Annotated in this window: 26 protein-coding genes and 1 pseudogene; 9 read left to right on the forward strand and 18 right to left on the reverse strand. The window is 68.5% G+C overall.

Annotated features, from left to right (window positions below; genetic code table 11):
* Positions 1 to 134 precede the first annotated feature (134 nt).
* From jaqu_RS22290 to jaqu_RS08885, 3 genes and pseudogenes are all read right to left on the reverse strand, one after another.
* The gene (locus jaqu_RS22290) at positions 135 to 500 is read right to left on the reverse strand and encodes a LysE family translocator (RefSeq protein WP_316243061.1); all 366 of its coding nucleotides are present in this window, start codon (positions 498 to 500) and stop codon (positions 135 to 137) included.
* 82 nt (positions 501 to 582) lie between these two features.
* Positions 583 to 759, reverse strand: a pseudogene (locus tag jaqu_RS22295) (LysE family translocator); the annotation flags it as partial.
* 1 nt (position 760) lies between these two features.
* Positions 761 to 1,471, reverse strand: coding sequence for a CDP-alcohol phosphatidyltransferase family protein (locus jaqu_RS08885; protein WP_043918624.1), 711 nt, complete (start codon positions 1,469 to 1,471; stop codon positions 761 to 763).
* Positions 1,472 to 1,548: 77 nt separating this feature from the next.
* Between jaqu_RS08885 and jaqu_RS08890 the strand changes: the two genes are divergently transcribed.
* Positions 1,549 to 2,310, forward strand: coding sequence for a class I SAM-dependent methyltransferase (locus tag jaqu_RS08890; protein WP_052500871.1), 762 nt, complete (start codon positions 1,549 to 1,551; stop codon positions 2,308 to 2,310).
* On the opposite strand, the gene jaqu_RS08895 is transcribed toward jaqu_RS08890, so the two are convergent.
* The gene (locus jaqu_RS08895; RefSeq protein WP_043918625.1) at positions 2,271 to 2,843 is read right to left on the reverse strand and encodes a cytochrome P460 family protein; all 573 of its coding nucleotides are present in this window, start codon (positions 2,841 to 2,843) and stop codon (positions 2,271 to 2,273) included. The genes jaqu_RS08890 and jaqu_RS08895 overlap by 40 nt on opposite strands.
* A gap of 156 nt (positions 2,844 to 2,999) precedes the next feature.
* Between jaqu_RS08895 and jaqu_RS08900 the strand changes: the two genes are divergently transcribed.
* The 3 genes from jaqu_RS08900 to jaqu_RS08910 all read left to right on the forward strand — a co-directional run bounded on the left by jaqu_RS08900 (position 3,000) and on the right by jaqu_RS08910 (position 6,101).
* Positions 3,000 to 4,184 (forward strand): aspartate aminotransferase family protein, encoded by a 1,185-nt coding sequence (locus jaqu_RS08900; RefSeq protein ID WP_043918626.1) that lies wholly within the window; start codon positions 3,000 to 3,002, stop codon positions 4,182 to 4,184.
* 71 nt (positions 4,185 to 4,255) lie between these two features.
* Entirely contained in the window at positions 4,256 to 5,182 is a 927-nt protein-coding gene (gene argF / locus jaqu_RS08905; RefSeq protein WP_043918627.1) for an ornithine carbamoyltransferase, read from the forward strand.
* Entirely contained in the window at positions 5,175 to 6,101 is a 927-nt protein-coding gene (locus jaqu_RS08910) for a DMT family transporter (RefSeq protein WP_316243062.1), read from the forward strand. Before argF ends, jaqu_RS08910 begins: the two co-directional genes overlap by 8 nt.
* On the opposite strand, the gene jaqu_RS08915 is transcribed toward jaqu_RS08910, so the two are convergent.
* Together jaqu_RS08915 and jaqu_RS08920 are read right to left on the reverse strand one after the other, a co-directional pair.
* On the reverse strand, positions 6,046 to 7,146 hold the full coding sequence (locus tag jaqu_RS08915; protein WP_052500872.1) for a serine hydrolase domain-containing protein: 1,101 nt from the start codon (positions 7,144 to 7,146) through the stop codon (positions 6,046 to 6,048). The genes jaqu_RS08910 and jaqu_RS08915 overlap by 56 nt on opposite strands.
* A complete protein-coding gene (locus jaqu_RS08920; protein WP_043918628.1) occupies positions 7,143 to 7,967 on the reverse strand; it encodes an ABC transporter permease in 825 nt (274 codons plus the stop codon). The genes jaqu_RS08915 and jaqu_RS08920 overlap by 4 nt, the downstream gene beginning before the upstream one ends.
* Before the next feature lie 184 nt (positions 7,968 to 8,151).
* On the opposite strand from jaqu_RS08920, the gene jaqu_RS08925 reads away from it, so the two are divergent.
* Positions 8,152 to 8,775, forward strand: a complete 624-nt coding sequence (locus tag jaqu_RS08925) for a GcrA family cell cycle regulator (RefSeq protein WP_043918629.1) — start codon at positions 8,152 to 8,154, stop codon at positions 8,773 to 8,775.
* A 39-nt stretch (positions 8,776 to 8,814) separates the two neighbouring features.
* On the opposite strand, the gene jaqu_RS08930 is transcribed toward jaqu_RS08925, so the two are convergent.
* From jaqu_RS08930 to jaqu_RS08945, 4 genes are all read right to left on the reverse strand, one after another.
* Positions 8,815 to 9,450, reverse strand: coding sequence for a class I SAM-dependent methyltransferase (locus tag jaqu_RS08930; protein ID WP_043918630.1), 636 nt, complete (start codon positions 9,448 to 9,450; stop codon positions 8,815 to 8,817).
* A complete protein-coding gene (gene pssA / locus jaqu_RS08935; RefSeq protein WP_043918631.1) occupies positions 9,450 to 10,193 on the reverse strand; it encodes a CDP-diacylglycerol--serine O-phosphatidyltransferase in 744 nt (247 codons plus the stop codon). Before pssA ends, jaqu_RS08930 begins: the two co-directional genes overlap by 1 nt.
* Before the next feature lies 1 nt (position 10,194).
* A complete protein-coding gene (locus jaqu_RS08940) occupies positions 10,195 to 10,890 on the reverse strand; it encodes a phosphatidylserine decarboxylase (protein ID WP_043918632.1) in 696 nt (231 codons plus the stop codon).
* A gap of 81 nt (positions 10,891 to 10,971) precedes the next feature.
* Complete coding sequence (locus jaqu_RS08945; protein WP_052500873.1) at positions 10,972 to 12,960, reverse strand: AsmA family protein; 1,989 nt, start codon at positions 12,958 to 12,960, stop codon at positions 10,972 to 10,974.
* A 112-nt stretch (positions 12,961 to 13,072) separates the two neighbouring features.
* Here jaqu_RS08945 and rimO point away from each other — a divergent pair, with 112 nt between their 5' ends.
* The gene (gene rimO, locus jaqu_RS08950) at positions 13,073 to 14,437 is read left to right on the forward strand and encodes a 30S ribosomal protein S12 methylthiotransferase RimO (RefSeq protein ID WP_043918676.1); all 1,365 of its coding nucleotides are present in this window, start codon (positions 13,073 to 13,075) and stop codon (positions 14,435 to 14,437) included.
* On the opposite strand, the gene jaqu_RS08955 is transcribed toward rimO, so the two are convergent.
* On the reverse strand, positions 14,410 to 14,733 hold the full coding sequence (locus tag jaqu_RS08955) for a DUF6455 family protein (RefSeq protein ID WP_043918633.1): 324 nt from the start codon (positions 14,731 to 14,733) through the stop codon (positions 14,410 to 14,412). The genes rimO and jaqu_RS08955 overlap by 28 nt on opposite strands.
* A 116-nt stretch (positions 14,734 to 14,849) precedes the next feature.
* On the opposite strand from jaqu_RS08955, the gene jaqu_RS08960 reads away from it, so the two are divergent.
* Positions 14,850 to 15,050 carry a hypothetical protein gene (locus tag jaqu_RS08960; protein ID WP_043918634.1) on the forward strand — a complete coding sequence of 67 codons (201 nt, stop codon included), beginning with the start codon at positions 14,850 to 14,852 and terminating at the stop codon, positions 15,048 to 15,050.
* Here the strand turns inward: jaqu_RS08960 and jaqu_RS08965 are convergent.
* The 3 genes from jaqu_RS08965 to jaqu_RS08975 form a co-directional block, all read right to left on the reverse strand.
* Positions 15,047 to 15,826, reverse strand: a complete 780-nt coding sequence (locus jaqu_RS08965; protein ID WP_043918635.1) for an alpha/beta hydrolase family esterase — start codon at positions 15,824 to 15,826, stop codon at positions 15,047 to 15,049. The two genes, jaqu_RS08960 and jaqu_RS08965, sit on opposite strands and share 4 nt — an antisense overlap.
* Positions 15,827 to 15,869: 43 nt before the next feature.
* On the reverse strand, positions 15,870 to 16,373 hold the full coding sequence (msrB, locus tag jaqu_RS08970; protein WP_043918636.1) for a peptide-methionine (R)-S-oxide reductase MsrB: 504 nt from the start codon (positions 16,371 to 16,373) through the stop codon (positions 15,870 to 15,872).
* A 93-nt stretch (positions 16,374 to 16,466) separates the two neighbouring features.
* Complete coding sequence (locus jaqu_RS08975) at positions 16,467 to 17,192, reverse strand: M48 family metallopeptidase (RefSeq protein ID WP_043918637.1); 726 nt, start codon at positions 17,190 to 17,192, stop codon at positions 16,467 to 16,469.
* A gap of 58 nt (positions 17,193 to 17,250) precedes the next feature.
* Here jaqu_RS08975 and jaqu_RS21850 point away from each other — a divergent pair, with 58 nt between their 5' ends.
* The gene (locus jaqu_RS21850; protein WP_043918638.1) at positions 17,251 to 17,634 is read left to right on the forward strand and encodes a thiol-disulfide oxidoreductase DCC family protein; all 384 of its coding nucleotides are present in this window, start codon (positions 17,251 to 17,253) and stop codon (positions 17,632 to 17,634) included.
* On the forward strand, positions 17,635 to 17,862 hold the full coding sequence (locus jaqu_RS21855; protein ID WP_043918639.1) for a hypothetical protein: 228 nt from the start codon (positions 17,635 to 17,637) through the stop codon (positions 17,860 to 17,862).
* Positions 17,863 to 18,467: 605 nt separating this feature from the next.
* On the opposite strand, the gene jaqu_RS08990 is transcribed toward jaqu_RS21855, so the two are convergent.
* The 4 genes from jaqu_RS08990 to jaqu_RS09005 all read right to left on the reverse strand — a co-directional run bounded on the left by jaqu_RS08990 (position 18,468) and on the right by jaqu_RS09005 (position 22,748).
* Positions 18,468 to 19,430 (reverse strand): acetyl-CoA carboxylase carboxyltransferase subunit alpha, encoded by a 963-nt coding sequence (locus jaqu_RS08990; protein WP_043918640.1) that lies wholly within the window; start codon positions 19,428 to 19,430, stop codon positions 18,468 to 18,470.
* An 81-nt stretch (positions 19,431 to 19,511) separates the two neighbouring features.
* The gene (locus tag jaqu_RS08995; protein ID WP_043918641.1) at positions 19,512 to 20,651 is read right to left on the reverse strand and encodes a LytS/YhcK type 5TM receptor domain-containing protein; all 1,140 of its coding nucleotides are present in this window, start codon (positions 20,649 to 20,651) and stop codon (positions 19,512 to 19,514) included.
* Between the two features lie 95 nt (positions 20,652 to 20,746).
* Positions 20,747 to 21,703, reverse strand: a complete 957-nt coding sequence (locus jaqu_RS09000; RefSeq protein ID WP_043918642.1) for an L-malyl-CoA/beta-methylmalyl-CoA lyase — start codon at positions 21,701 to 21,703, stop codon at positions 20,747 to 20,749.
* 85 nt (positions 21,704 to 21,788) lie between these two features.
* Positions 21,789 to 22,748, reverse strand: a complete 960-nt coding sequence (locus jaqu_RS09005; protein WP_316243063.1) for a calcium/sodium antiporter — start codon at positions 22,746 to 22,748, stop codon at positions 21,789 to 21,791.
* Positions 22,749 to 22,761 lie beyond the last annotated feature (13 nt).

Consider the following 22,761-nt stretch of genomic DNA (forward strand, 5'->3'; position numbering starts at 1 on the left):
ACGCGGCCGGGGGCTCTGCCCCCGGACCCCCGGGATATTTGGAAAGCGAAGAAGGAGGAGCGGTCAGTCCGTCCTGACGACGCGCAGGCTTGTCGACGCGTCCCGTCGCCCGCGTAGGGATCTGGGGGCGAGCGTCAGGCCGGACGGCGGGCGAAGAGCGCCGCCAGCCCCGCCCCGGCGATGGCCGTGCCGCTGGCGCGGTTGATCCAGCGCAAGACGCCCATATCCGCGATGACCCGGCGCAGCGCATCCGCTCCCAGCGCGTAGGCCACCCCGTTCAGGATGCCGAGCAGCGTGAAAAGGGCTACGAAAGTCGCCGCCTGCGGCAAGTAGGCCAGGTCGGGCCGGATGAACTGGGGCACGAACGCCACGAAGAACAGGAGCCCCTTCGGATTGAACACCGTCACGAGGAAGCCGTCGCGGAAGGCGCGGGCCCCGTCGGCCGGGGCGGGATCGGCGGCCAGCGGCTGCGGCTCGGACCGGATCAGGCGCCAGCCCAACCAGATCAGATAGAGCGCCCCTGCCCCTTTTCACGATGGTGAAAGCCGTGGCCGAGGCCGCCAGCAGCGCCCCTGCCCCGGCGAGCGCGGCACTGGCCGCCACCAGATCGCCCAGCCCCACGCCCGCGACCAGCGGCAGCGCCACGCGGCGCCCCTGGGACAGGCTGCGCGCGATCACCAGCGCGATCGTCGGGCCGGGCACCACCAGCAGCGCGATCGAGGCGGCGGCGAACAGGACCAGGGTTTGGGGATCGGGCATGTCAGGCTTTCTTTCGATCGAGGAATTGCTGCACCGCACCCGCACCCAAGAGATAGAGCGAGACCAGCGCGAAGACGGTCGCGAGCCCGGGCGGCAGGCCGAACTCGCCCCAGGCGGCGGCGACAGCGAGCCCCATCCAGAGCAGGATCAGGGCCAGCGTCAGGGGCCTCCAGCGGGCGGTGCGCACGGGATGGACAAAACGGATCGGCAGGAACATCGCCGCCGACAGCACGAGCGCCAGAACCAGGGTGAGCCATGGGTTCGGCTCGGTCACGAAGACGACGAGGGCGAACATGTTCCAGCATCCCGGGAAGCCCTCGAAGGAGGCGTCCTCGGTCTTCATCTGCACGTCGGCGAAATAGAGCGCCGAGGCGAAGGGCACGACGATCAGGATGCCCCAGCCCGGCCAGCCCGGCACCAGCCCGCTGGCATAGAGCGCGAAAACCGGAATGAAGACGTAGGTCAGATAGTCTATGATGAGGTCCAGCAGCACGCCGTCGAACCGCGCCGCGAAGGTCTGGACGTCGTATTTGCGCGCCAGCGGCCCGTCTATGCCGTCGACAAATAGCGCGGCCAGAAGCCAGAGGAACATCCAAGACCAAGCCGTCTCGACGGCGGCGAGCAGGGCGAACATCGCAAAGACGGCCCCGGTCGCGGTCAGCGCGTGGACCGAATGGGCGCGGGTGCGCGACCACTTGCGGGGATGCTCCATGCGCCGACGATGGCGCAGGGGCCGGGGGCACGCAAGATACGCATGCGCTCTGCAGGGACCCCGGAAAGGATCGGGTCATGAGCGGCGACAACTACCGGAAGACAGGCCCGTTGCGCGCCCGCGGCGCGTTCCACGCGGCCCATGGGCGCAATGACTGGCTGCGTTTCGTCGCCGGCCGACTGGACCTTCGTGCCGGAATGCGGGTGCTGGATGCCGGATGCGGCCCGGGCTGGCTCAGGCAGGACGTCGCATGCCGAGATCTGGATCTCGTCCTTCTCGACCGGTCAAAGGCGATGGTCGGCGAAGCCTGCGCAGAACTGGCGGCGCGGCGACCGCGCGGGATCGTCGGCGACCTGATGACGCCGCCTCGGGGCCCCTTCGACCGGATCGTGGCGGGGCACGTCCTGTATCATGTCGACGATCCGGGGGCCGCGCTCGACGTGCTCGGCTCGCGGTTGGCACCCGATGGCCTCCTGATCGCGACAGCCCCGGATCTGGGCGACCTGCCCGAGATCGGCGCGATGCTGCGTCGGCTGACGGGCCGCGACCTCTCATCGGGCACAGTCGCACGTTTTGGCGGGCAAACGGCGGAACGCCTCATGAGGGATCGCTTTGCCGGGGTCGCGATCCATCGCTGGTCGGACCGCTACCGGATCACGGACACCCCTGCGCTGGCGGCCTATCTCGCCTCCTATCCCGGTGTCTCGCCGGACGCACCGGACGCGGAGGCGAAGGCATCCATGACCGCGGCCGGCGGGGCGCTCGTGACCGAACGACGGCAGATCGTGCTGGTGGGCCGTCAGTTCGTGCCCGACAGCCGCACCTCTTCAAGCGGGTAGCCCATGCTGTCCTGATCCTCGAAGGCGGCGTGACAATCGTGGCAGAAGGCCTGGCTGATCCGCAGCTCCTTGCCGTTGGGCTGGACCCCGGAATAGACCCAGTTGTCGAATTCGGGCGCATCATCGACCTTGGTCATGATGAAGAGCGGCCCGACCCGGGCGGTGCCGTCGCGGTTGGCGATGCTCTCCTTGGCGAGGACGCTGCCCACCGGCATCTCGAAGTCGCCCTGGGCGAAGGCGAGATATTGCTCGGCGGCGATATCGTTGGCGAAGGTCATCAGGAACCGCTCTCCGTGGGGGCCGGCGACGGCGGGGCGCGAGGCCGAGGGCTGCCAATCGCGATAGGCGGCGGCGATCTCGTTGCCCTCCTTGGTGTAGCCGTCGAGCATCTTCTGAGACATGCAGTCGTAGAGCGCGGTCACGGCCGCGTCGTCGAGGGACCAATGGTCTCCTTCGATCGTGCAGTCCTGTGCGGCAGCGGGGCTGGCAAGCGCGGCGAGCATGGCGGCGGCGGCGAGCTGGCGGATGGTCATGGAACGTCTCCCTTCGAATTGCACCCCTTCGTGACGGGTGCGACGATCACGCGCACCCAACAACCGCGTGATGAGGCCGATTCCCCAACGTTTCGTTGACTTGGCGCCGCTTTCGCGTCACGCGGAGGCTTTCACTCCGAACCGAGGAGAGGTCCGATGATCCCCGCGATCCTGCCCACCTACAACCGCGCTCCCCTGGCCTTCGTGTCGGGCGAAGGCAGCTGGCTGGTGGAACGCGGCGGCCGACGTTACCTGGATCTGGGCGCGGGCATCGCGGTGAACGTGCTGGGCCACGCCCATCCGGCCCTGACCGAAGCGCTGACGGCGCAGGCGGGACAGCTCTGGCATACGTCGAACCTCTACGAGATCCCGCAGCAGCAGGAGCTGGCCGAACGGCTGGTCGAGGCGACCTTCGCGGACACCGTGTTCTTTACCAATTCGGGCACCGAAGCCTGCGAGCTGGCCGTCAAGATGGCGCGCAAGTACTGGTCCACGAAGGGCGAGGACCGGGCGACCATCGTGGCCTTCACCGGGTCCTTCCACGGGCGGTCCTCCGCCGGGATCGCCGCGGCCGGGTCCAAGAAGATGACCGATGGGTTCGGCCCGCTTCTGCCCGGATTCGTCCATGTACCCTTCGGCGATCACGACGCCTTCGCCGAGGTCATGAAACGCGACGACATCGCCGCCGTGATCCTGGAACCAATCCAGGGCGAGGGCGGCATCGTTCCGGTGCCGGACCAATGCCTCAAGGGCCTGCGCGACGTCTGCGACCGGACCGGCGCGTTGATGATCCTCGACGAGGTGCAGTGCGGCATGGGCCGGACGGGCAAGCTCTTCGCGCATGAATGGGCGGGGGTGACCCCGGACATCATGATGGTCGCCAAGGGCATCGGCGGTGGCTTCCCCCTGGGCGCGTTGCTGGCCACCGAGCATGCGGCGGCCGGTATGAGCGCCGGCACCCACGGCTCGACCTATGGCGGCAACCCGCTGGCCTGCGCGGTCGGCAACGCCGTCATGGAGGTCGTGGCGGACGAGGCTTTTCTCGCCGAAGTGCGCCGCAAGGCGGGCCTGCTGCGCCAAGGCCTCGAAGGACTGGTCGCCTCGCATCCGGACGTGTTCGAGGTCGTGCGCGGGTCGGGTCTGATGCTGGGCCTCAAATGCCGCGTACCGGTGGGCGACGTGATCGCCGCGGCCCGAGACGCGGAAGTTCTGATCGTGCCCGCCGCCGATGAGACCGCGCGCCTTCTGCCCGCGCTCAATATCGGCGACGACGACATCCGGGAGGCGCTGGACCGTCTCGACCGGGCCGCCGCCGCCGTAAAGGCGCCGCAACCGGCCTGATCTTCTTCTCGGTGAAAATACTCCGGGGGTCCGGGGGCTGGCCCCCGGCGCTATCCATTCAGGACGCAGTCATGACCCATTTCCTCGACATCGACGCCACGCCAAGGGACGACCTGCGCGCGATGCTGACGCTGGCCGCAGAGATGAAGGCCGCGCGCGGCAACCGCCCCAAGGGCACGCCCGACGACGAGACGCCGCTCGAAGGCCGCGTCGTCGCGCTGATCTTCGAGAAGCCCTCGACCCGCACCCGGATCAGTTTCGATGTGGGCGTGCGCCAGATGGGCGGCACGACGATGGTCCTGTCCGGCGCCGACATGCAGCTGGGCCACGGCGAGACGATCGCCGACACCGCCCGCGTGCTCAGCCGCTATGTCGACCTGATCATGATCCGGACCTTCGGCGCCGACATCGTCGAGGAGATGGCGGCCAATGCCTCGGTCCCCGTAATCAATGGGCTGACCGACAGCTCCCATCCCTGCCAGATCATGGCCGACGTCATGACCTACGAGGAACATCGCGGCCCCATCGCGGGCGCGCGGGTGGCGTGGATGGGCGATGGCAACAACGTCGCCCAGAGTTTCCTTCAGGCGGCGGAGCGCTTCGGCTTCGACTTCACCTTTTCGGGGCCCGCGCAGCTCGACCCGGACGAGCGTCTCATGGACGCGCTACGCCGCTCCGGACGCGAAATGCGGATCGAGCGCGACCCGGCCCGCGCGGTCGCCGATGCCGACCTGATCGTCACCGACACCTGGGTCAGCATGGGCGACGCCGAAAGCAGCCGCCAGCGGCGCCACAACCTGCTGCGCCCCTATCAGGTCAATGCCCGCCTGATGGAGAACGCGCCCCAAGACGCCATCGTCATGCACTGTCTGCCCGCCCATCGCGGAGAGGAGATCACCGACGAGGTGATGGACGGGCCGCGCAGCGTCATCTTCGACGAGGCCGAGAACCGGCTTCACGCGCAGAAGGCGATCATGCGCCACTGTTTGGGTGTCTGAGACGCGCCCGGCCGACACCCGTGCCGCGGCGGCCTTCATGGTCGCCGCCTCGGCCTTCATCGCAGGAACGACGCTTCTGGCAAAGGCGCTGGGGACGGACGCGCTGGGCCCGCCGCTGACCCCGGTGCAGGTCGCCTGGGGACGTTTCGCCTTTGCCGCGCTGGGCGTGTTAGCGGTGGCCGCCTTCCTGCGGCCGCAGGTGCGGTGGGCGCATTGGCCCTGGCATGCGGGCCGCGTGGTCCTGGGTGCCACCGGCGTCACCTTCATGTTCGCCGCCGCCGCGCTGATGCCGCTGGCCGAGGCGACGGCGATCAGCTTCCTCAACCCGGTGGTCGCCATGCTGCTGGCCATCCCCATCCTGGGCGAGCGGGTGGGACCGTGGCGCTGGCTCGCGGCGGCGACGGCGCTTGCGGGCGCGCTGATCCTGCTGCGCCCCGGAGGCGAGGCGATCCAGATCGGGGCGGCCTTCGCGCTGGGCGCGGCGCTGGCGCTGGGGGCCGAGGTGATGTTCATCAAGCGCCTGACCCGCATGGACGGGCCGCTGGTGATCCTGATGTGGTCGAACGGGATCGGCGTGGTGCTGGCCAGCCTCGCCGTCCTGATTGTCTGGCAGGCGCCCACGCCTGCGCAATGGGCCGGACTGGCGGCGTTGGGTCTGACCATGGCGGCGGCGCAGGGCTGCTTCGTGCAGTCGATGCGGCGCGCGGATGCGAGCTATGTCACGCCATTCACCTATCTCACCTTGGTCTTCGCCGGGCTCTACGACGCCGCCCTCTTCGGCGTGCTGCCCGACGCGGTGGGCTGGACGGGGGCGGCGCTGATCCTTGCGGGGGCCGCGCTGCTGGCATGGCGCGAGGGCCGGATCAGCGCGACCGGGTCGTCACCACATCCTCCAGCGGCGGGGTCCTCAGCGCGGTGACGGCTTCGGCGATGGGCATCCGTACGGCGCGGGTGTCGCCTGCATTGACACCGACGAAGATGGCGCGGCCCGCGGCGTGGTCGATCTCCATCCAGGCCCACCAGAGCGTGTTCGACCCGTTATGGGTCAGCCGTCCTTCCTGAAAAAGCCAGCCTGCCGCGTAGTCCTGACCCGGCGGTGCGGTGTGCAGCCGCTCCCATCCGTCGGGCGACAGATAACCCGCATCCCAGGTCAGGTGCGCCTGAAGGAAGGCGGCCATGTCCTCGGCGGTCAGATGGATCGTGCCGGCGGGGCCCATCACGGCGGGGTTGTCGGCGGCCGGGCCGGGCGCCACCGGATCGGGCCCCGCGGAATGGCCCTGGTTGCGGGGCGGCGGTCCGAAGCCGGCCCCGGTCATGCCGAGGGGGCCGAAGACCTCGATCCGCATCAGGTCCTCCCAGCTCAAGCCGGTCGCCCGCTCCATCATCGCGCCGGCAACGACGTAGCCGACGTTGGAATAGTGGAAACGCCCCTCGGCCGGGCGGGACAACGGCATCCGGAGCCCTGCCTGCACGTAGAACGCCCGGTCCGGCGCAGAGCGGGCCAGAACACCGGGCAGGTTCGCGGGCAGGCCACCGCGATGGGTCAGCAAGTCCTCCAGCGTCACAGCGGCAAAGCGGCCGGGCGCGGGCAGCAACTCGCCCACCGTCGCATCCCAGTCCAGACGGCCGCGGTCCCGCAGGCGCGCGGCGAGCGTCGCCGTCATGGCCTTGCCCAGCGAGCCGACGTGCCAGCGGTCTCCGGGACGCACCGGCGCCCCGCCGAAGCCCGCAGCCCGCCGCCCGGCGACGGCGGTGCGGATCGCATCAGGCGTAACGACCGCGACCACAGCACCGGGGATCGCAGGATGGCGGGCCAGTTCGTCAGCAACGGACTGGAGATGCGGATCCGTCTCGGCCGGAGCGACGGAAGAGACCGGGGTCGGAGCGGGCGGCGGGGGCGTCAGGAACTTCTGGGCCGAGGCGGGAGAGGCCAAGAGGATCGAGACGAGCGCCGCGCGGATCATGACTTCAACCTGTACCCTGCCCTGAACATCCACCATGCCAACGCGGATACCGCTAAAGTTGTTGCCAACACCACGACAAATCCCAGCAAAGGCGGGCTGTCGGACACGCCGAGGATCGAATGGCGCAACCCGTCGATCAGGTAGAAGACCGGGTTGATGTGGCTGAGCGTCTGCATGATCGGCGGCAGCGTCTCGAGCGAATAGAAAGTCCCCGACAGAAAGCTGAGCGGGGTGACGATGAAATTCGTGATCGCGGCAATCTGGTCGAACTTGTTGGCGAAGACCCCCGCGACGATCCCCAGCGCGCCGAGAAACGCGCCACCCATCACCACCCAGACCAGCGCCATCAGCGGGTTGGCGACGCCCAGCCCGATGAACGGGAACAGGACCAGCGTGATAGCGAGCGCCACGACGATCCCGCGCAGAATGCCGCCCGCGAGGTAGCCGGTGACCAGCTCTCCGGCGGAAAGCGGCGGCATGAGGGTGTCGACGATGTTGCCCTGCACCTTCGAGATCACGATCGAGGACGAGACGTTGGCGAAGGAGTTCTGGATCACCGTCATCATCAGGATGCCGGGGGCCAGGAAGTGCAGGAAGCTGACGCCCATGACCTCCCCGCGCCGGGTGCCCACGGCGAGGGTGAAGATCAGCAGGAACAGGCCCGCTGTGACCAGCGGCGCCAGCAGCGTCTGGGTCCAGACCGCAAGGAAGCGGCGGACCTCGCGCTCGGCAAGGGTGCGCAGGCCCAGCCAGTTGACTGCGCCGAAGCGGCGGACGCCGGCCTCTGGGGCGCCCTGTTGCGGTGCGGTATCGGTTGCCAAGGTCCTGCCCCCTCTGCTATCTGGGTCGGCTTGTGGGCGATTGGCCCAAATCGGATAAGGGCGTGACGCCCGAAAAGCACGATGTCGTGGGCTGGGCCCAGGACCGAGTACAGCACCCTCCGCCGGATCGCCACCGGCCCCGAGAGCCGGACGGCGGAGGACGAGCAGGACGAAAGGACACTGAATGGCCTGGACGGACGAACGCGTCGAGACGCTCAAGCGCATGTGGGGCGAAGGGGCGAGCGCCTCGCAGATCGCCAAGGAACTGGGCGGCGTGACCCGCAATGCCGTGATCGGCAAGGTCCACCGGCTGGGCCTGTCGAACCGGCAAGCCAAGGGCGAAGAGACCGCCGCCCCCGCCACTGAAGAGGCGCCCAAACCCGCTGCCCCCGTCGTCGAGGAGAAGGCCGCCGCCAAGCCGGAGCCCAAGCCCGAGCCGGCCCCCGAGCCGGAAGTCGAGGAGGAAGAGGACGACGACGAGCCGCGGACCATGGCGGCCGTGCCCCATGGCACCAACGTCACGCCGATCCGCAAGCCGCTTCTGGCGGGCCAGCCGCTGCCCCCGCAGCCCTCGGCCAACGAGATCTCGCCCGAGGCGCTTGCCAAGGTGAACGCGGTCGAGAAGACCGCGAAGAAGCTGAACCTGATGGAGCTGACCGAGCGGACCTGCAAATGGCCCATCGGCGACCCCGCGACGACCAAGTTCTGGTTCTGCGGGCTGCCGGTCCAGGCGGGCAAGCCCTATTGCGAGGCCCATGTCAGCGTGGCCTTCCAGCCCATGTCGTCGCGCCGCGACCGGCGCCGCTGACGTATCTCGGGCGGGGCGCCGACGTGCGGCCCGCCCGACCTAGGCCGCCTGTTGCGCGGCCGGTCGGGGGCGCAGGCGCAGAAACGTGAAGAGGCCCAGCGGCGGCAGGGTCCGGCGCTCTATCTCCCGCACACGGTCCGAACCGAGAACCGTGCCGATCTCGAAATCCGCGTGCCAGCCCATGCGGTCGGCGAAGGGACCGAGCAGCGCCTCGACCCGGCCCAGCGCGCCGCCCTCGGCGGCGAAATGGTTGACGATGACGATCTCGCCGCCCGGTTTGCAGACGCGCGCCATCTCGGCCAGGACGCGGCGCGGCTCTGGGACGACCGAGATGAGGTACATGGCGACGACGGTGTCGAAACTGTCGTCGGGGAAATCCAGGTCACGGGCATCCATCTGGCGCAGGTCGGCGACGTTGGTCAGACCCTTCTCGGTCACCTTTTCGCGGGCGAGGCGGAGCATGTCGTCGCTGAAATCTATCCCGGTTACCTTCACGTCGGGCCGGTAGTGGCGCAGGGCCAGCCCCGTTCCCACACCCACCTCGAGCACGTGGCCGCCCTGCCTGTTGGCATGGGCCGTCGCGGCGCGGCGGCCGGGCCGGGTCACAGCGCCGAAGGTCGCATCGTAGACCGGTGCCCACCGGCGATAAGTGCGCGCGATCGCGTCCGGGTCCATCAGCCTTCCTTTCGTTGACGGCGATGCTGCAGAACTCCCCAGGCCAGCAGCGACAGGTAGATCACACCCGACAGCACACAGAACAGCCACAGTCGCGTGAGCATCAGCCCCACGACCACGCCCGCGCCCAGCAGGACGTAGACCGCGTTGTCGCGGTCGATCCGCATCGTCTTGAGCGAGATCGTGCGGAAGCGCGCGATCATCAGCACGCCGACGAAAACCGCCCAGGCCGCGACCAGCATCGGCAGGTCACGGGTATCCCAAATGCCCGACAGCAGCAGGAAGGCCGGCATCAGCGCCAGCATCGCGCCCGCCGGGGCCGGGACGCCGACGAAATGGCCCTTCACGTCGATCTCGGGATCCTTGGACATCACGTTGAACCGCGCGAGCCGCAGGCAGCAGCAGATCGCGAGAAATAGCGCGGCCAGCCAGCCGAGGCCGTAGAGCTCGGACAGGCCGAAGCGATAGATCAGCAGCGCGGGCGCCACGCCGAAGCAGACGAAATCCGACAGGCTGTCGAGTTCCGCGCCCATGGGCGAGGCCGCATCGAGACGGCGGGCCAGCAGCCCGTCGAGCAGGTCGATCAACGCCGCGAAGATCAGAAGGCCCGCCGCGAAGGCGAGGTTGTCGTCGAAGGCGAAGCGGATCGAGGTGAGGCCCGCCGAAAGACCCAGGATCGTCACCACATTCGGCAGGAGCTGCAACAGAGGCATGCGCCCGCTTCCGGGGTCGCGGCGGATCATCTCAGATCGTCCTCGCAGTCGCGGGATCGTCGCGTCCCAGCACGGCCAGCACGGTCTCTCCGGACACGCAGCGTTGACCCACGGCGACGCGCGGCGCGGTTCCCACGGGTAGGTAGATATCCAGCCGGGACCCGAAGCGGATGATGCCGAAGCGATCGCCCCGGCCGAGAACGGCCCCTTCGGACACTTCGCAAAGGATGCGGCGCGCCACGAGGCCCGCAATCTGGACGACGCCCAGCTCGGTCCCGTCGGCCATCCGGAAGACGAGGCCGTTGCGCTCGTTCTCCTCGGAAGCCTTGTCGAGTTCGGCGGACAGGAACTTGCCGGGCCGATAGGCGACGACGGCGATCTCTCCGGCGACGGGCGCACGGTTCACGTGGCAGTCGAAGACCGACATGAAGACGCTGACCCGGGTCAGGGGGTCGCTGCCGAGGCCCAGTTCGGAGGGGGGGACGGCCGGCTCGATCAGGCTGACCTGTCCGTCGGCAGGGCTCACGACCAGGTTCTCGTCCTGCGGGACGGTGCGGTCGGGATCGCGGAAGAAGTAGTAGCACCAGATCGTCAGACCCAGCCCGATCCAGCCCAGCGGTTGCCAGATCAGGAACAGGATCAGCGTGGCGACGGCGAAGATGCCGATGAATTTCGGGCCTTCCCGGTGGATCGGCTTGATGATCGTGGATTTCAGGTCGACGGACATGCGTCCCCTCCGCTCGGGATTTCGGAGCAGGTAGCGCGCCCGGCGCGGAGGGTCCAGCGGGGGCGCCCGCCCCCGGCCAGATCAGTTGCCGGTGACGAGGTTCAGGATTTCGCGGTCGATCTTGTCGCGCAGGGCTCGCTCGACGGCGTCGCGGTCGCTGAGCGTCTCGGGGGCGACGTCGAGTTCGGCGGCCAGCTTGGCGCGCGCGGCCTCTTCGGCGCGGCGGCGGGCCTCGTCGGCCTCTTCGCGCAGGCGCGCTTCGAGTTGCTCGCGTTCCGCCTCCAGACGCTGGCGCGTGACCCATTCGATATCGGGCCGGATGCGCGGGTCCGACCACGGCCCGCGCACCGTGATCGGCAACGTGAAGCCATTGGATCGAAGCTGCGGCAGCAGACGCATGTCGAGCGATTGTCCGCCCAGATCGATCTCGCCGGTCGCCGAGGCGGTGAGGATCGGCGCCTGAAAGTCGAGCTCCTGCTGGCGCATGACGCCGCCCTTCACCTCCCAACGGGAGACGAGCCGGTCGAAGACCGTCTTGGAGCCCTCGCCGACGTAGTTCGGATCAAGGTTGTGGATCATGCCGGGGATATCGAGGCCGAGGATTTCCCCCTGCCCCATCTCGAGCGCGACGGCACCGCGGAGGCTGCGCACAATCTCGTCGGCGTCGTCGCCCACGCCAAGCAGGTCGATGCGTGCGTCCGCCTTGCCGACGAAGCGGTCGAAATCGGCGAAACCCGCCATCAGCGGCTGCAAGTCGATGTCGGTCAGGGTCAGGTCGGCCCGGGTCGACAGACCGTCGCGCGCATTCGCCACCAGATCGCCGGCGATCGTGCCGCCATAGGCGCGGGCGGGCTCCAGCGTCAGCACGGCGCGGCCGCGATCCACGGCCACGTGTGCCGCGATCGCGTCCAGCCGGGCATCGCCCATCGCGACCGGGCCGCTGGAAAGCGAGATCTCCGCGTCGGCCGCAAAGAGCGCGCTGGCATCGAGCGGGGTCTTCGACCAGCCGGAGCCCGCGACCACGCCGCTTTCGCCGCCGCTGCCTTCGCTCGACAGGCCGTTGAGGTCGAGGGACGGCGCTTCGAGTTGCGCCACGATCTTCGGGCGGGTCTCGCCGGGGATCAGGTCCATGTGGCCGGTGAGCCGGTTGTCATCCAGCGCGAGATCCATGCCGCGCAGGTGGATCGAGCCTTCGGGCGCCAATGTCGCTTCTGCGGTCAAGGCGATGCGGTCGCGGCCCAGACCGCGCGGAAGCTCCGGCACCTCGATGCCAAGTGCGGTCAGGATGGCCAGATCGTCGTCGCTGCGCGCGTCCAGAGTGCCCGCGAAGGCCGGCGGGTCGAGGTCGGCCTGACCGTCGAAGGTCAGCGCCGTTCCCCCGGCGGCGAGCGACAGCGAAACGGGTGCGAGGCGGCCTGCCGCCAGTGCGGACGGATCTGGCAGGGTGGCACCGATCTTCAGGGCCTTGCCCCCGACAAGGGCCGAGGCGCTGATCGTCGCGGGGCCGCCGGGCGTCGGCGCGCGCAGTTCGGCATCGAGGGCACGCAGGCGGATCGTGGTTCCTGCCGCATGGTCGATGAAGGCCAGTTCTGCGCCCTCCAGCGCGGCGAGGTCGAGCGCGGGGACCGAGGCCGTGGCCGCAGGCCCTCCGCGCGCGCCTCCGTGGGAGGCTTGCGCCGGGAACTCCCAGTTGCCGCGCCCGTCCGCGTTGCGCTCCAGCAGGAGGGCAGCGCCGTCGAGCTGGACCTTGCGAACGCGGATCGGGCCGTTCCAGAGCGAGGTCAGTTCGACCGCGACTTCCAGCCGCTCGGCGCGCAGGAGCGGCCCCTGCGCCGACCAGTCGGCGTTGGACAGGGCGATGCCCTCGGCCACGATGCCGGGTGCGGGCCAGAAGACCGGCCGCAGGTCGCCCGAAATCGTAAGGTCGCGACCGGTCGCGGCGCGGACCTGTTCGTTCGCGATCCCTGCAATTCGTTCCGTCGGGATGAAGAACAGCGCCGCCGCGCCCAGAACCACCAGTCCGACGACCACGCCCACCAGCGCGAGCGCGCCCCGCACGATCCATCTCATTCCCGCCACCTCAGTTTTCTTTATCGGTTTTTCGCGCAGTGAATCGCGCGACGCCGCCTCCGGCAAGGGGAGAGGGGTTCCGCCCCTGCCCGCGCGCGCTTATGTGGCGCCCATGTCGCAAACCCGCCCGCAAAACCCGCCCGATCTGCGTCCCGATCTGGCGCCGCGCCCCGTCCTGCCCTCCGACGCCCGTCCTGGGCAGCCGCGCATCGGGATGGTCAGCCTGGGATGCCCCAAGGCGCTGGTCGACAGCGAGCGCATCCTGACGCGCCTGAGGGCCGAGGGGTACGCGATCAGCCCGGATTACGGCGGCGCGGACGCGGTGATCGTAAATACCTGCGGCTTCCTGGATTCGGCCAAGGCCGAAAGCCTCGATGCCATCGGCGAGGCGCTGACACAGAACGGCCGGGTGATCGTAACGGGGTGCCTGGGGGCCGAGCCGGATTTCATCACCGGCGCCCATCCCAAGGTGCTGGCCGTGACCGGGCCGCATCAATACGAGCAGGTGTTGGATGCCGTCCACAGCGCCGTGCCGCCTGCGCCGGACCCGTTCGTGGACCTGCTGCCAGCCAGCGGCGTGACCCTGACGCCGCGCCATTACAGCTACCTCAAGATCTCCGAGGGCTGTAACCACAAATGCAAGTTCTGCATCATCCCCGACATGCGCGGGAAGCTGGTCTCGCGCCCCCATGCCGCCGTCCTCCGCGAGGCGGAGCGGCTGGTCGAAGCGGGGGTGAAGGAGTTGCTGGTGATCAGCCAGGACACCTCGGCCTACGGCGTGGATCGCAAGGATGCGCGCGCGATCGTGCCGCTTGCGCGCGATCTGGGGTCATTGGGCGCCTGGGTGCGGCTGCATTACGTCTACCCTTACCCATTCGTGGCCGACCTGGTGCCGCTGATGGCGGACGGGCTGGTGCTGCCGTATCTCGATGTGCCGTTCCAGCACGCGCATCCCGACACGCTGCGCCGTATGGCGCGTCCCGCGGCGGCCGAGCGAACGCTGGATCGGATCGCCGAATGGCGCGCGATCTGCCCCGATATCGCGATCCGCTCGACCTTCATCGTCGGTTATCCCGGCGAGACCGAGGCCGAGTTCCGGACCCTGCTGGATTGGCTGGAAGAGGCGCAACTCGACCGGGTCGGCGCCTTCCAGTACGAGAATGTCGCCGGGGCGCGCGCGAACGCCCTGCCCGATCACGTGCCGGAAGAGGTGAAGGCGGAGCGCTACGCCCGCTTCATGGAAGTTGCCCAGCGCATCAGCGCCGCCAAGCTGGAGGCGCGGGTCGGCAGACGCGAGCCCGTGATCGTCGATGCGGTCGACGAGGAGGGGGCGACCTGCCGCACCAGGCGCGACGCGCCGGAGATCGACGGCAACCTCTTCATCGACGAGGGGTTCGACGGGCTTGTGCCCGGCGACATGGTCGAGGTGGAGGTGGACGAGGCGTCCGATTACGACCTGTGGGGGTCTCGCGTCTGATCCTCTTTCACGACCGCCATAGCGTCGGCGGCCAGCTCTTTCATCAGCTCGGCGTTGCGGCACATGTCGGGCGGCGTCTGTGCGCCCCACTCGACCCGTGAGAGCCATTTGCGGCAGCCCTTCGGATCGCTGCAGCCGCGGCACCGCTGGATCGTGTCAGCCCACGCCTCGGCAGACAGACGGCCGTCATCGAATGCGGCCTGAAGATCGGCACCGGTCGCGCGCGCCATCGTGCGGACGAGTTCGAGATGGGGGCGGGTCTTGCCCAACGCTCTGGGGCGGGTGGAAGTCGTCATGGGCGGTCCTCCTGCATCGCTCGGTAGCGCGGCGTTTCCGCGCGGACCCTGATCCATCTCAATTTCGGGGGAACGAAGGCGGTCGCTTCGGGATTCACCCCTCGAAGGAGGCATTCATGACCGACACTACTGAAACCCCCCAGTTCGAGGCCGAGACCCGCGAGCCGAATGCCCGCGATGCCGAGACGCCCGACGAGAAGACAACGCCCGGCCTGCGGAGCCATGGGGCGCAAGGCACGACCCATGATCCGAATTCAGTCACCACGGGCACCGAGATGGAGCCGGACGACCGCTATCCGCCGAAGGGCGAGGACTAATCGAGGGGGCCCAGCACCTCGGTGAGGTGCCGGGCCACCCATCCGCGCGGGATCAGGTGGCTGGCCGGATGGATGTCCATCGTGACGAGCCCCGCCTCGCATTCCCATTCGTGGCGCGTATGCGTCAGCCATGACACGGCCTGCCAGTCGAAGCTCCGCTGGGCGGAAGGCGGGCAGGACATCACTTCACGCCAAAGCGCGACGGCGAACGTGTCCGACCCGTCGGGGCCGTAGGGGAAGTCGAGGACGGTATCGGTCGTGCCGTGAACATGGCTGACGCGGGTCGGTGCCGATCGTGGCGCGCACTCGGTCCCCGGTGGAAAGGCCCCGGCGATCAGGAGGAGCGTGTCGATCGGCACCCCGCTCTCGCAGGCGAAGCGCGCCGCCATCAGCGCGCCCCAACTATAGCCGGAGACGATCAGGCGGCCGTCGGTCGGAAACCGGTCCGCGACATCCGCCAGAACGTCCAACGCGAAGGTCGTATCCGGGCTGCCCGGACGTCGGAATCGCCATGTCCGGTCCAGACCGTCCGGCGCGACGAAGAGGACGCCCGCCTGGGCCGCGGCCCGCCCCGTCCGCGGGCTCTGCACCGGAACCTCGCCTTGGCGCGCCCAACCGTGAAAGTGGATCTGCACCGTCAGCGGCGTTTGTCCGTCCCAGTCTTCGGGCGGAACGACGTGGTAGCTGCGCCCGTTCAGGGAGCATTTGTCGAGACCCTGGCAGGCGAATGCAGGGGAGGAGAGGACCGCAAGGGCCGCAAGAAGGATCCGCAACATCGCGCCAGCCTAGCGCCGCCTCTGCCCCAGACGCCAGCGCCCCTCACGCATTCGTGGCCGGCACGAAGTTCAACGCGATCCCGTTGATGCAATGGCGCAGACCGGTCGGCGCCGGTCCGTCCTCGAAGACATGGCCCTGGTGCCCGCCGCAGCGGGCGCAATGCACCTCGGTACGGGGATAGACGAGCTTGTAGTCGATCTTGGTTCCCACCGCCTCGGGACGGATCGGCTGCCAGAAGCTGGGCCAGCCCGTGCCGCTGTCGTATTTGTGGGTCGAGGCGTAGAGAGGGTTCTCGCAACCCGCGCAGATATAGGTCCCCTCCTCCCAGAAATCGTCGAGCGGGCTGGAATAGGGCGGCTCGGTCTCTTCCTGTCGCAGGACGGCGTATTCGGCTTCGGTCAGGCGCGCCCGCCACTCCTCCTCGCTGAGGCTGATCGGGAAGTCGCCGGTCGCCGCCTCGGAGCCCGTGGTCCACCAGTAAAGGCCTCCGCCCGCAATGGCGGCGGTGGCGGCGGTTCCTGCGAGCATGGCGCGTCGAGTGGGCATTGGGATCTCCTTTCCGAAGAAATCCCCAAGGCATGGCCCTTGTTCCCCTCGCCGGCCCGTGCCGCCATGCGGCACGGATCAGGAGGACCGGTGCTAGAGACGCGAGGCCGCCCGGCGCACGGTCGCCAACCGCTCTGCATTGGGGGGGTGGGTGCCCAGGAACTGATCGCCCGGATCGGGAATGCGACTAAAGAAGGCCGCCCCGCGAACCGGATCGTATCCCGCGCGGGCCGTGATGACCGTTCCGAGCGCATCTGCCTCCAGCTCATGCTCTTTGGAGAACCGCCGTGCCCCGGCCGTCGCGCCGGCGCGACTGAGCGTATCGACCAAGGCGCCATCGCCCCCGGCGAGCGTCCCGACGAGGCCGCCGATCAGGGCCCCCGCCTGCGCGGACCGGACCTGCTGGGCGATGTGCTGCTCGATATGGTGAGCCGCCTCGTGCCCGACGACGAATGCGATCTCGTCGGCGTTCCGCGCATCCGCGATCAGGCTTTGCGTGAAGGTGAGGATCGGCCGTCCGCTCCGATCGAGCGACTGGAAGGCGTTGGGCGGCAGGCTCCGGTCGGGAAGCACCCGGATCAGGAAATCGCAGTTGATGCCCTGCGTCTGCTCGCGGCAGACGCGTTCGGCTGCGGGCTCGGTCCGGGCGACCGCGGCGCGGAAATTGGCGACCGCGGTCGCCTCGGTGACACGATCCGGGACGGCGCCCCGCGGCGCGGCCGGACCCTCGGATGTCGGGCTGGGGACGGGCGTGGCGACGCAGCCCGCCAGCAACAGGCCGAGCGTTGCGACAAGAACGCGCGGGGCGCGAAGGATCATTGGTCGTCTCTCCGGGTTGGGCACCTATCTGTCGGTGAGAATAGCGTAGGAATCCAGGATGTCAGCGCTGGACGAACGTGCCGCGACAGCGGTGCTCTACAATGCGGATTGTCCGATCTGCCGGATCGAGATCGACCATCATCGTCGTCTGGCGGCACGCGAAGGGTTGGACGTGACCTTCGATGATCTCAACGACGACGACGCGCGGGACGCATGGGGCGTAACGGAGCAGGAAGCCGCGCGTCGGTTGCATGTCCGCACGCCCGGCGGAATCCTGACCGGGTTCGATGCGAACCTCGCGCTCTGGCGTGCGCTGCCGCGTTGGCGCATCCTGGCGCGGATCGCGGGGCTGCCGGGCCTTCGGCAGGCGGGCGCGGTCATCTACGACCGGATCTTCGGACCGGTCGTCTTCGCGATGCACGAGCGCCGGAAGGGGCGGTAGATGTTCACCATCGAACACGAGTTCGACGCGACGATCGTAACGCTGGTCGATGAAGGCGAGGCCGTCTTGCAGGAAGACGTCGTCGTGGCGGCTTTCGAGGAATGCGTGACCGTCAGCCAGGCCGATCCGCGCTCGGGCGAGCCGGTGACGGTGACGCTCTCGATGCAGCAGGTCCGTGATCTGGCGGCGGCGATGAACCTGCCCGAGGGGGCCTACCGATTGCGTTGACGCGGCGAGGGGGACCGGGTCGCTCATGCGGCAGCGAGGCAAATCTCGACCGGGCGCGAAATGCCGGGCGGGGCGTCCGGTGGAACCTCGATTCACCAGTCAGCCGCAACCGGGCGCTGCGTCGACATCTGCAGCCATGCCATTGTGTAGAAGGTGAGTCCCCCACGAGATCGCTTCGACAGGCAGGGGCAGGCCTTACATGCCGACCGCGCAGGTCGATGGATCGCGCGGCGGCGCGCGGGTCACCCCGATAGGCTTGGCGCCCCGGGCGGCAGAGCGGCATCTGCCTTTTGTCGCCGTGACGTGCCGGACGCTGCTCTGGCGGGCTTGATGGAACTCGAGACCGAATTCGGGATCGGGACAGGCGCCGCCGGTGAGCCGGTTCCGGATGAAGGGGCCAGCCCAGAACCTATTTCGGCGACCCAAGCCGCTTCTGATCCCGCAGATCCGAACTTGACCTGGATCCGGTGGGTCACGAAGAGGGCATCCCTGGACCGATTGACGGGCTGCCGGTCCGCGCCCCGGACCCGGCTGACCGGTCGGGGTCGACGTTCTTCATACCTGCCATCAGACCGTCGACGAAATCCGGGAGGCCGGGCCGCGCGTCAGGCGGCCAGGCCCTTGGTCCCCATGTCCAGGAACTTGCGTCGGCGGGCCGCGCGGATCGCATCCGGGTCGCGGCCGTCCATCTCACCCAGCATGTCGCGCAGGGCGGATCCGACCTCCGCGATGGCGGTGGAAGGATCCCGATGGGCGCCGCCCGTCGGCTCGGAAATGACACGGTCGACGACGCCCAGCTTCAAGAGATCCTGTGCCGTCAGACGCAAAGCTTCCGCCGCTTCCCGCATCTTCTCGGCATCCTTCCAGAGGATCGACGCACAGCCTTCGGGCGAGATGACCGAGTAGATCGAGTGTTCCAACATCGCGACCCGGTCGGCGGTGGCAAAGGCGACGGCGCCGCCAGAGCCGCCTTCACCGATCACGACGCTGACAAGGGGCACGCCGAGACCGAGGCAGGTCTGGGTCGAGCGGGCGATCGCCTCGGACTGGCCGCGTTCCTCGGCGCCCTTGCCGGGATAGGCGCCGGGCGTGTCGATCAGCGTCACAACCGGGAGGCCGAAGCGATCGGCCATCTGCATCAGGCGGATCGCCTTGCGGTACCCTTCGGGCCGCGCCATGCCGAAGTTGCGCGCGATGCGGCTGGACGTGTCGTTGCCCTTTTCGTGGCCGATGACCATCACCGCGCGGTCGTCGAGCCGGGCAAGACCCCCGATCACCGCATGATCGTCGGCGAAGTTGCGATCGCCTGCCAGCGGCGTCCATTCATCAAAGAGGGCATCCACGTAGTCGACGCAATGCGGGCGACTGGCATGCCGCGCGACCTGTGCCTTCTGCCAAGGGGTAAGCGAGGCGTAGAGCTGGGTCAGCATCGTCCGGGCCTTCTGGTCGAGCGCCTTCGCCTCGCCCTCGACGTCCATCTTCTCGTCGGACCGGGCCATGGCCCGCAATTCTTCGGCCTTGCCCTCGATCTCGCTGAGCGGTTTCTCGAAATCCAGATAAGTGGTCATCGTCGGCTCCCCGGCATCGGGGACTCATATGGCCGGGGGCCGACGAAGCCGCAAGGCGATGTCGCTCCGCCAGGCCTTGCGCTAACCTTGGAGCCGGGCCGCCCGCTCGAACAATTGGTCCGACAGCGGCTTCGGACCGGCCGCAACCTCAGCCTTGCGGCCACGTGGCGCACACATCTCAGCCCGGGCGGTCGTGAGCAGCGAGTTGAGATCCGTCCTCGATCCAGGCTCCCATGTCATGCCCGGCAGGTGATCGGGCCGGAGCGTGTTCCCGTCCGGCAGCGTGACCGGGGAGATGACCGTCTCATGGAACGCGTGCCGCAGCGTGGCCAGGGCCGACATCCGATCCACACCCGTCATCACCGCGACGATCTCGTCCCGGTCGGTCAGCGCCAGCAGCGTGCCCGGCCCGGCGGACCGCGCAAGGCGTTCGCGCAGTGCGCCGCGCACGACCGCCAACGCGCCGGCACCGTGGACGCGACTGATCCATCTGGTCGATCCGGGCCGCAGCAGGGCAAGCGCCGTACCTGTATCGCGCATCGATGCGGCCGATGCCGCCCGGTGTGCCAATTCGCGCTGCAGGGTGTCGAAGGTCATGAGACCCGTTTCCGGATCGACCGACACGGACGCCTTCAATCGCTTTTCCGTATCGACAGCGCGGACTTCGCGTTCGAGCAGGGCCGCGATGATCGCGACCGACGGCACGAGCGCCATCGCGATGACCGGCAGGATGTTCTGCAAGCTCCAGATTGCGACGTCGTAGGGCAAAAGCACGATCCCGCCGAGACCGCCAACGGCCATCACGCCGAGCAGGACGATCGCACGACCGTCGCGGGCCCGATTACCGACGAGGCGGGCCCAGAGAAGCCCCATGCTGCCGGCAAGAAACAGGCCCAACACCCCCGCGGGAGCCCCGACCCCACCGATCTGGAGCCGGGACGCGATCGCGATGAGAAGACATGGCAGCAGCCCCCGCCAGCCCAGAAACGCCCCGGCCAGGACGACGGGAACCGCGCGGAGGTCGAAGATCAGGCCGGGCGAGACCTCCAGAGGCATGTGCATCTCGATGAAGGCGATGGCCCCGAAGATGCCACCCAAAAGGGTGTGGGCCTGGTTTTCGGAGAGGCGTGATCGTCGAAGGAGCCCATAGCCGGATGCGAGGACGGCCAGAATGGCGAGTGAGGAAAACCACTCGGTAAACGTTTGTAGTTCGACCGACATAACGCACCCTCCACATCCAGCCGGGACTTGGCTGACACAAGGGGCGTTACCCGCAGATTAATGCGAACCCGTCTTTTCAGAGCAATTCTAGCGGATTAACCTTCGATCATCTCGGCTTGACGCACGATGACCTCGGCCTGGCGCATCGAAGCGATGTCGACGAGGCGTCCCTTGTAGGTCGCCGCTCCGGCCCCAGAGGCCTTCGCTTCTTCCATCGCGGCAAGGATCTCTCTGGCTTCGGTGACCTTGGCTTCGGACGGTGTGAAGACCTCGTTGGCCAAAGCGATTTGTTTGGGATGGATCGCCCATTTGCCGACCATGCCCAGCACCGCCGAACGGCGAGCCTGGGCGCGGTAGCCTTCATCGTCCGAAAAGTCGCCGAATGGCCCGTCGACCGGCAGAAGCCCGTGGGTCCGGCAGGCTGCGACGATGGCCGTCTGGGCCCAGTGCCAGGGGTCCGCCCAGTGCCTCTGCCCCTCGTGCAGCATGTAGTAGTCTTCCTGCGTGCCGCCGATGCCGGTCGTCTGCATCCCCATGCTGGCGGCGAAATCCGCCGCGCCCAGGCTCATGGCCTGCATTCGGGGCGAGGCGGCCGCGATCTCTTCGACATGAGCGAGGCCGGCGGCAGATTCGATGATGACCTCCAGACCGACCTTCTTGTCGCGTCCCTTGGCGGTCTCGACTGCAGTGACCAGTGCATCGACCGCGTAGATGTCGCCCGCGCAGCCCACCTTCGGGATCATGATCTGGTCCAGCCTCGGCGTGTCGGCCTCCAGCAGGTCGACCACGTCGCGATACCAGTAGGGCGTGTCCAGCGCGTTGATCCGCACGCTCACGGTCTTGGCGCCCCAATCCAGATCGCGCAGCGCCTCGATCACGTTGGCCCGCGCGGCATCCTTGTCGGACGGTGCGACGCTGTCCTCGAGATCCAGATTGACGACGTCCGCCTCGCTGGCCGCCATCTTGCCCAGCAGCTTGGCGTTCGAGCCCGGACCGAAGAGCTGGCAGCGATTCGGGCGGGCGGGCGGCGTGGGCTGAATGCGGAAGGACATGAGCTCTCCGGGTAATGATATTGCGTGTGGTGCTGTGTCGGCGATACGTCGTTGCGCGCCGCAGCGCAATAGCCGCAGCGCGGCGTTACACCAAGGTCGCCATGTAACCGGCATAGCCGACCAGCAGCAGCGCGCCCGCGGGCCGGCCCAGGCGGCCCGGCAGAGCGAAGATCAGCAGCGCCGCCGTCACCGCCGCCATGACCCACAAGTCCACCGAGAGGATCCGGCCGGGTGCCGTCAGGGGCAGGATCGCGCCGGTCGCACCCAGGATGGCCAGCAGGTTGAAGACGTTCGAGCCCAGCACGTTGCCCAGGGCCACTTCGGACCGGCCTTTCCACGCGGCGACGAGGCTGGTGGCGAGTTCTGGCAGCGAGGTGCCGACGGCGACGATGGTCAGTCCGATCACCGCTTCTGAGACGCCGAACCCCTCGGCCAGACCGATCGCGCCACGGACCAGCATCTCCGCCCCGGCGACAAGCGCCACGAGGCCCAGCGCAACGAAGGGAACCGCGCGCGCCATCGGCATCGCGGGGCTGTCCTCGACTTCCGGCGCGCCGCCGGAGCGAAGTTGCCAGATCATCCAACCTGCAAAAACGGAAAGGAATAGCAGGCCACCGATCCGGCTCAGCCCCTGGTCGAACCAGACCCAGATCGCCGCCCCGACCGTGATCGCCATGAGAACGAGGCCGTCGCGCCGGAGATCCCCGCGCTGAAAGGCGACCGGACGGATAAGGGCGGCCAGCCCGAGGATAAGCGCGATATTGGCGACGTTCGAGCCGACGACGTTGCCCAAGGCGATGCCCGACGCCCCCTGCCACGCAGCCCGCAGCGACGTCAGAAGCTCTGGCAGGGATGTGCCCATCCCGACGAGCGTGACGCCGATCACGAGAGGGGAGAGGCCGAAATGCCGTGCGACACCGACTGCGCCCGAGACGAGCCAGCCGCCGCCGAGCAGGAGTGCGATCAGGCCCGCGCCGATCAGGATCAGATCCATGGACATCGTGTCGGGGACGAGGGCACGGGGCGCGCATGAACCCCGCTGCATCGCCGAGCGATAG

Origin of the sequence: Jannaschia aquimarina (assembly GCF_000877395.1) — a bacterium.
In the GTDB taxonomy this organism is placed as follows: Bacteria; Pseudomonadota; Alphaproteobacteria; order Rhodobacterales; family Rhodobacteraceae; genus Jannaschia; species Jannaschia aquimarina.

Excerpts from the sequence above, each read along its gene's own strand:
- jaqu_RS08940 (WP_043918632.1), bottom strand. The coding sequence starts at position 10,890 with ATGTCCGTCGACCTGAAATCCACGATCATCAAGCCGATCCACCGGGAA.
- jaqu_RS08955 (WP_043918633.1), bottom strand. The coding sequence starts at position 14,733 with ATGACGACTTCCACCCGCCCCAGAGCGTTGGGCAAGACCCGCCCCCAT.
- jaqu_RS08960 (WP_043918634.1), top strand. The coding sequence starts at position 14,850 with ATGACCGACACTACTGAAACCCCCCAGTTCGAGGCCGAGACCCGCGAG.
- jaqu_RS08995 (WP_043918641.1), bottom strand. The coding sequence starts at position 20,651 with ATGTCGGTCGAACTACAAACGTTTACCGAGTGGTTTTCCTCACTCGCC.
- jaqu_RS08900 (WP_043918626.1), top strand. The coding sequence starts at position 3,000 with ATGATCCCCGCGATCCTGCCCACCTACAACCGCGCTCCCCTGGCCTTC.
- jaqu_RS21855 (WP_043918639.1), top strand. The coding sequence starts at position 17,635 with ATGTTCACCATCGAACACGAGTTCGACGCGACGATCGTAACGCTGGTC.
- pssA (WP_043918631.1), bottom strand. The coding sequence starts at position 10,193 with ATGATCCGCCGCGACCCCGGAAGCGGGCGCATGCCTCTGTTGCAGCTC.
- jaqu_RS08895 (WP_043918625.1), bottom strand. The coding sequence starts at position 2,843 with ATGACCATCCGCCAGCTCGCCGCCGCCGCCATGCTCGCCGCGCTTGCC.
- rimO (WP_043918676.1), top strand. The coding sequence starts at position 13,073 with ATGTCGCAAACCCGCCCGCAAAACCCGCCCGATCTGCGTCCCGATCTG.
- jaqu_RS08930 (WP_043918630.1), bottom strand. The coding sequence starts at position 9,450 with ATGGACCCGGACGCGATCGCGCGCACTTATCGCCGGTGGGCACCGGTC.
- jaqu_RS08890 (WP_052500871.1), top strand. The coding sequence starts at position 1,549 with ATGAGCGGCGACAACTACCGGAAGACAGGCCCGTTGCGCGCCCGCGGC.
- jaqu_RS08925 (WP_043918629.1), top strand. The coding sequence starts at position 8,152 with ATGGCCTGGACGGACGAACGCGTCGAGACGCTCAAGCGCATGTGGGGC.
- msrB (WP_043918636.1), bottom strand. The coding sequence starts at position 16,373 with ATGCCCACTCGACGCGCCATGCTCGCAGGAACCGCCGCCACCGCCGCC.
- jaqu_RS08990 (WP_043918640.1), bottom strand. The coding sequence starts at position 19,430 with ATGACCACTTATCTGGATTTCGAGAAACCGCTCAGCGAGATCGAGGGC.
- jaqu_RS08945 (WP_052500873.1), bottom strand. The coding sequence starts at position 12,960 with ATGAGATGGATCGTGCGGGGCGCGCTCGCGCTGGTGGGCGTGGTCGTC.
- jaqu_RS21850 (WP_043918638.1), top strand. The coding sequence starts at position 17,251 with ATGTCAGCGCTGGACGAACGTGCCGCGACAGCGGTGCTCTACAATGCG.
- jaqu_RS08975 (WP_043918637.1), bottom strand. The coding sequence starts at position 17,192 with ATGATCCTTCGCGCCCCGCGCGTTCTTGTCGCAACGCTCGGCCTGTTG.
- jaqu_RS08885 (WP_043918624.1), bottom strand. The coding sequence starts at position 1,471 with ATGGAGCATCCCCGCAAGTGGTCGCGCACCCGCGCCCATTCGGTCCAC.
- argF (WP_043918627.1), top strand. The coding sequence starts at position 4,256 with ATGACCCATTTCCTCGACATCGACGCCACGCCAAGGGACGACCTGCGC.
- jaqu_RS09005 (WP_316243063.1), bottom strand. The coding sequence starts at position 22,748 with ATGCAGCGGGGTTCATGCGCGCCCCGTGCCCTCGTCCCCGACACGATG.
- jaqu_RS08965 (WP_043918635.1), bottom strand. The coding sequence starts at position 15,826 with ATGTTGCGGATCCTTCTTGCGGCCCTTGCGGTCCTCTCCTCCCCTGCA.
- jaqu_RS08915 (WP_052500872.1), bottom strand. The coding sequence starts at position 7,146 with ATGATCCGCGCGGCGCTCGTCTCGATCCTCTTGGCCTCTCCCGCCTCG.
- jaqu_RS09000 (WP_043918642.1), bottom strand. The coding sequence starts at position 21,703 with ATGTCCTTCCGCATTCAGCCCACGCCGCCCGCCCGCCCGAATCGCTGC.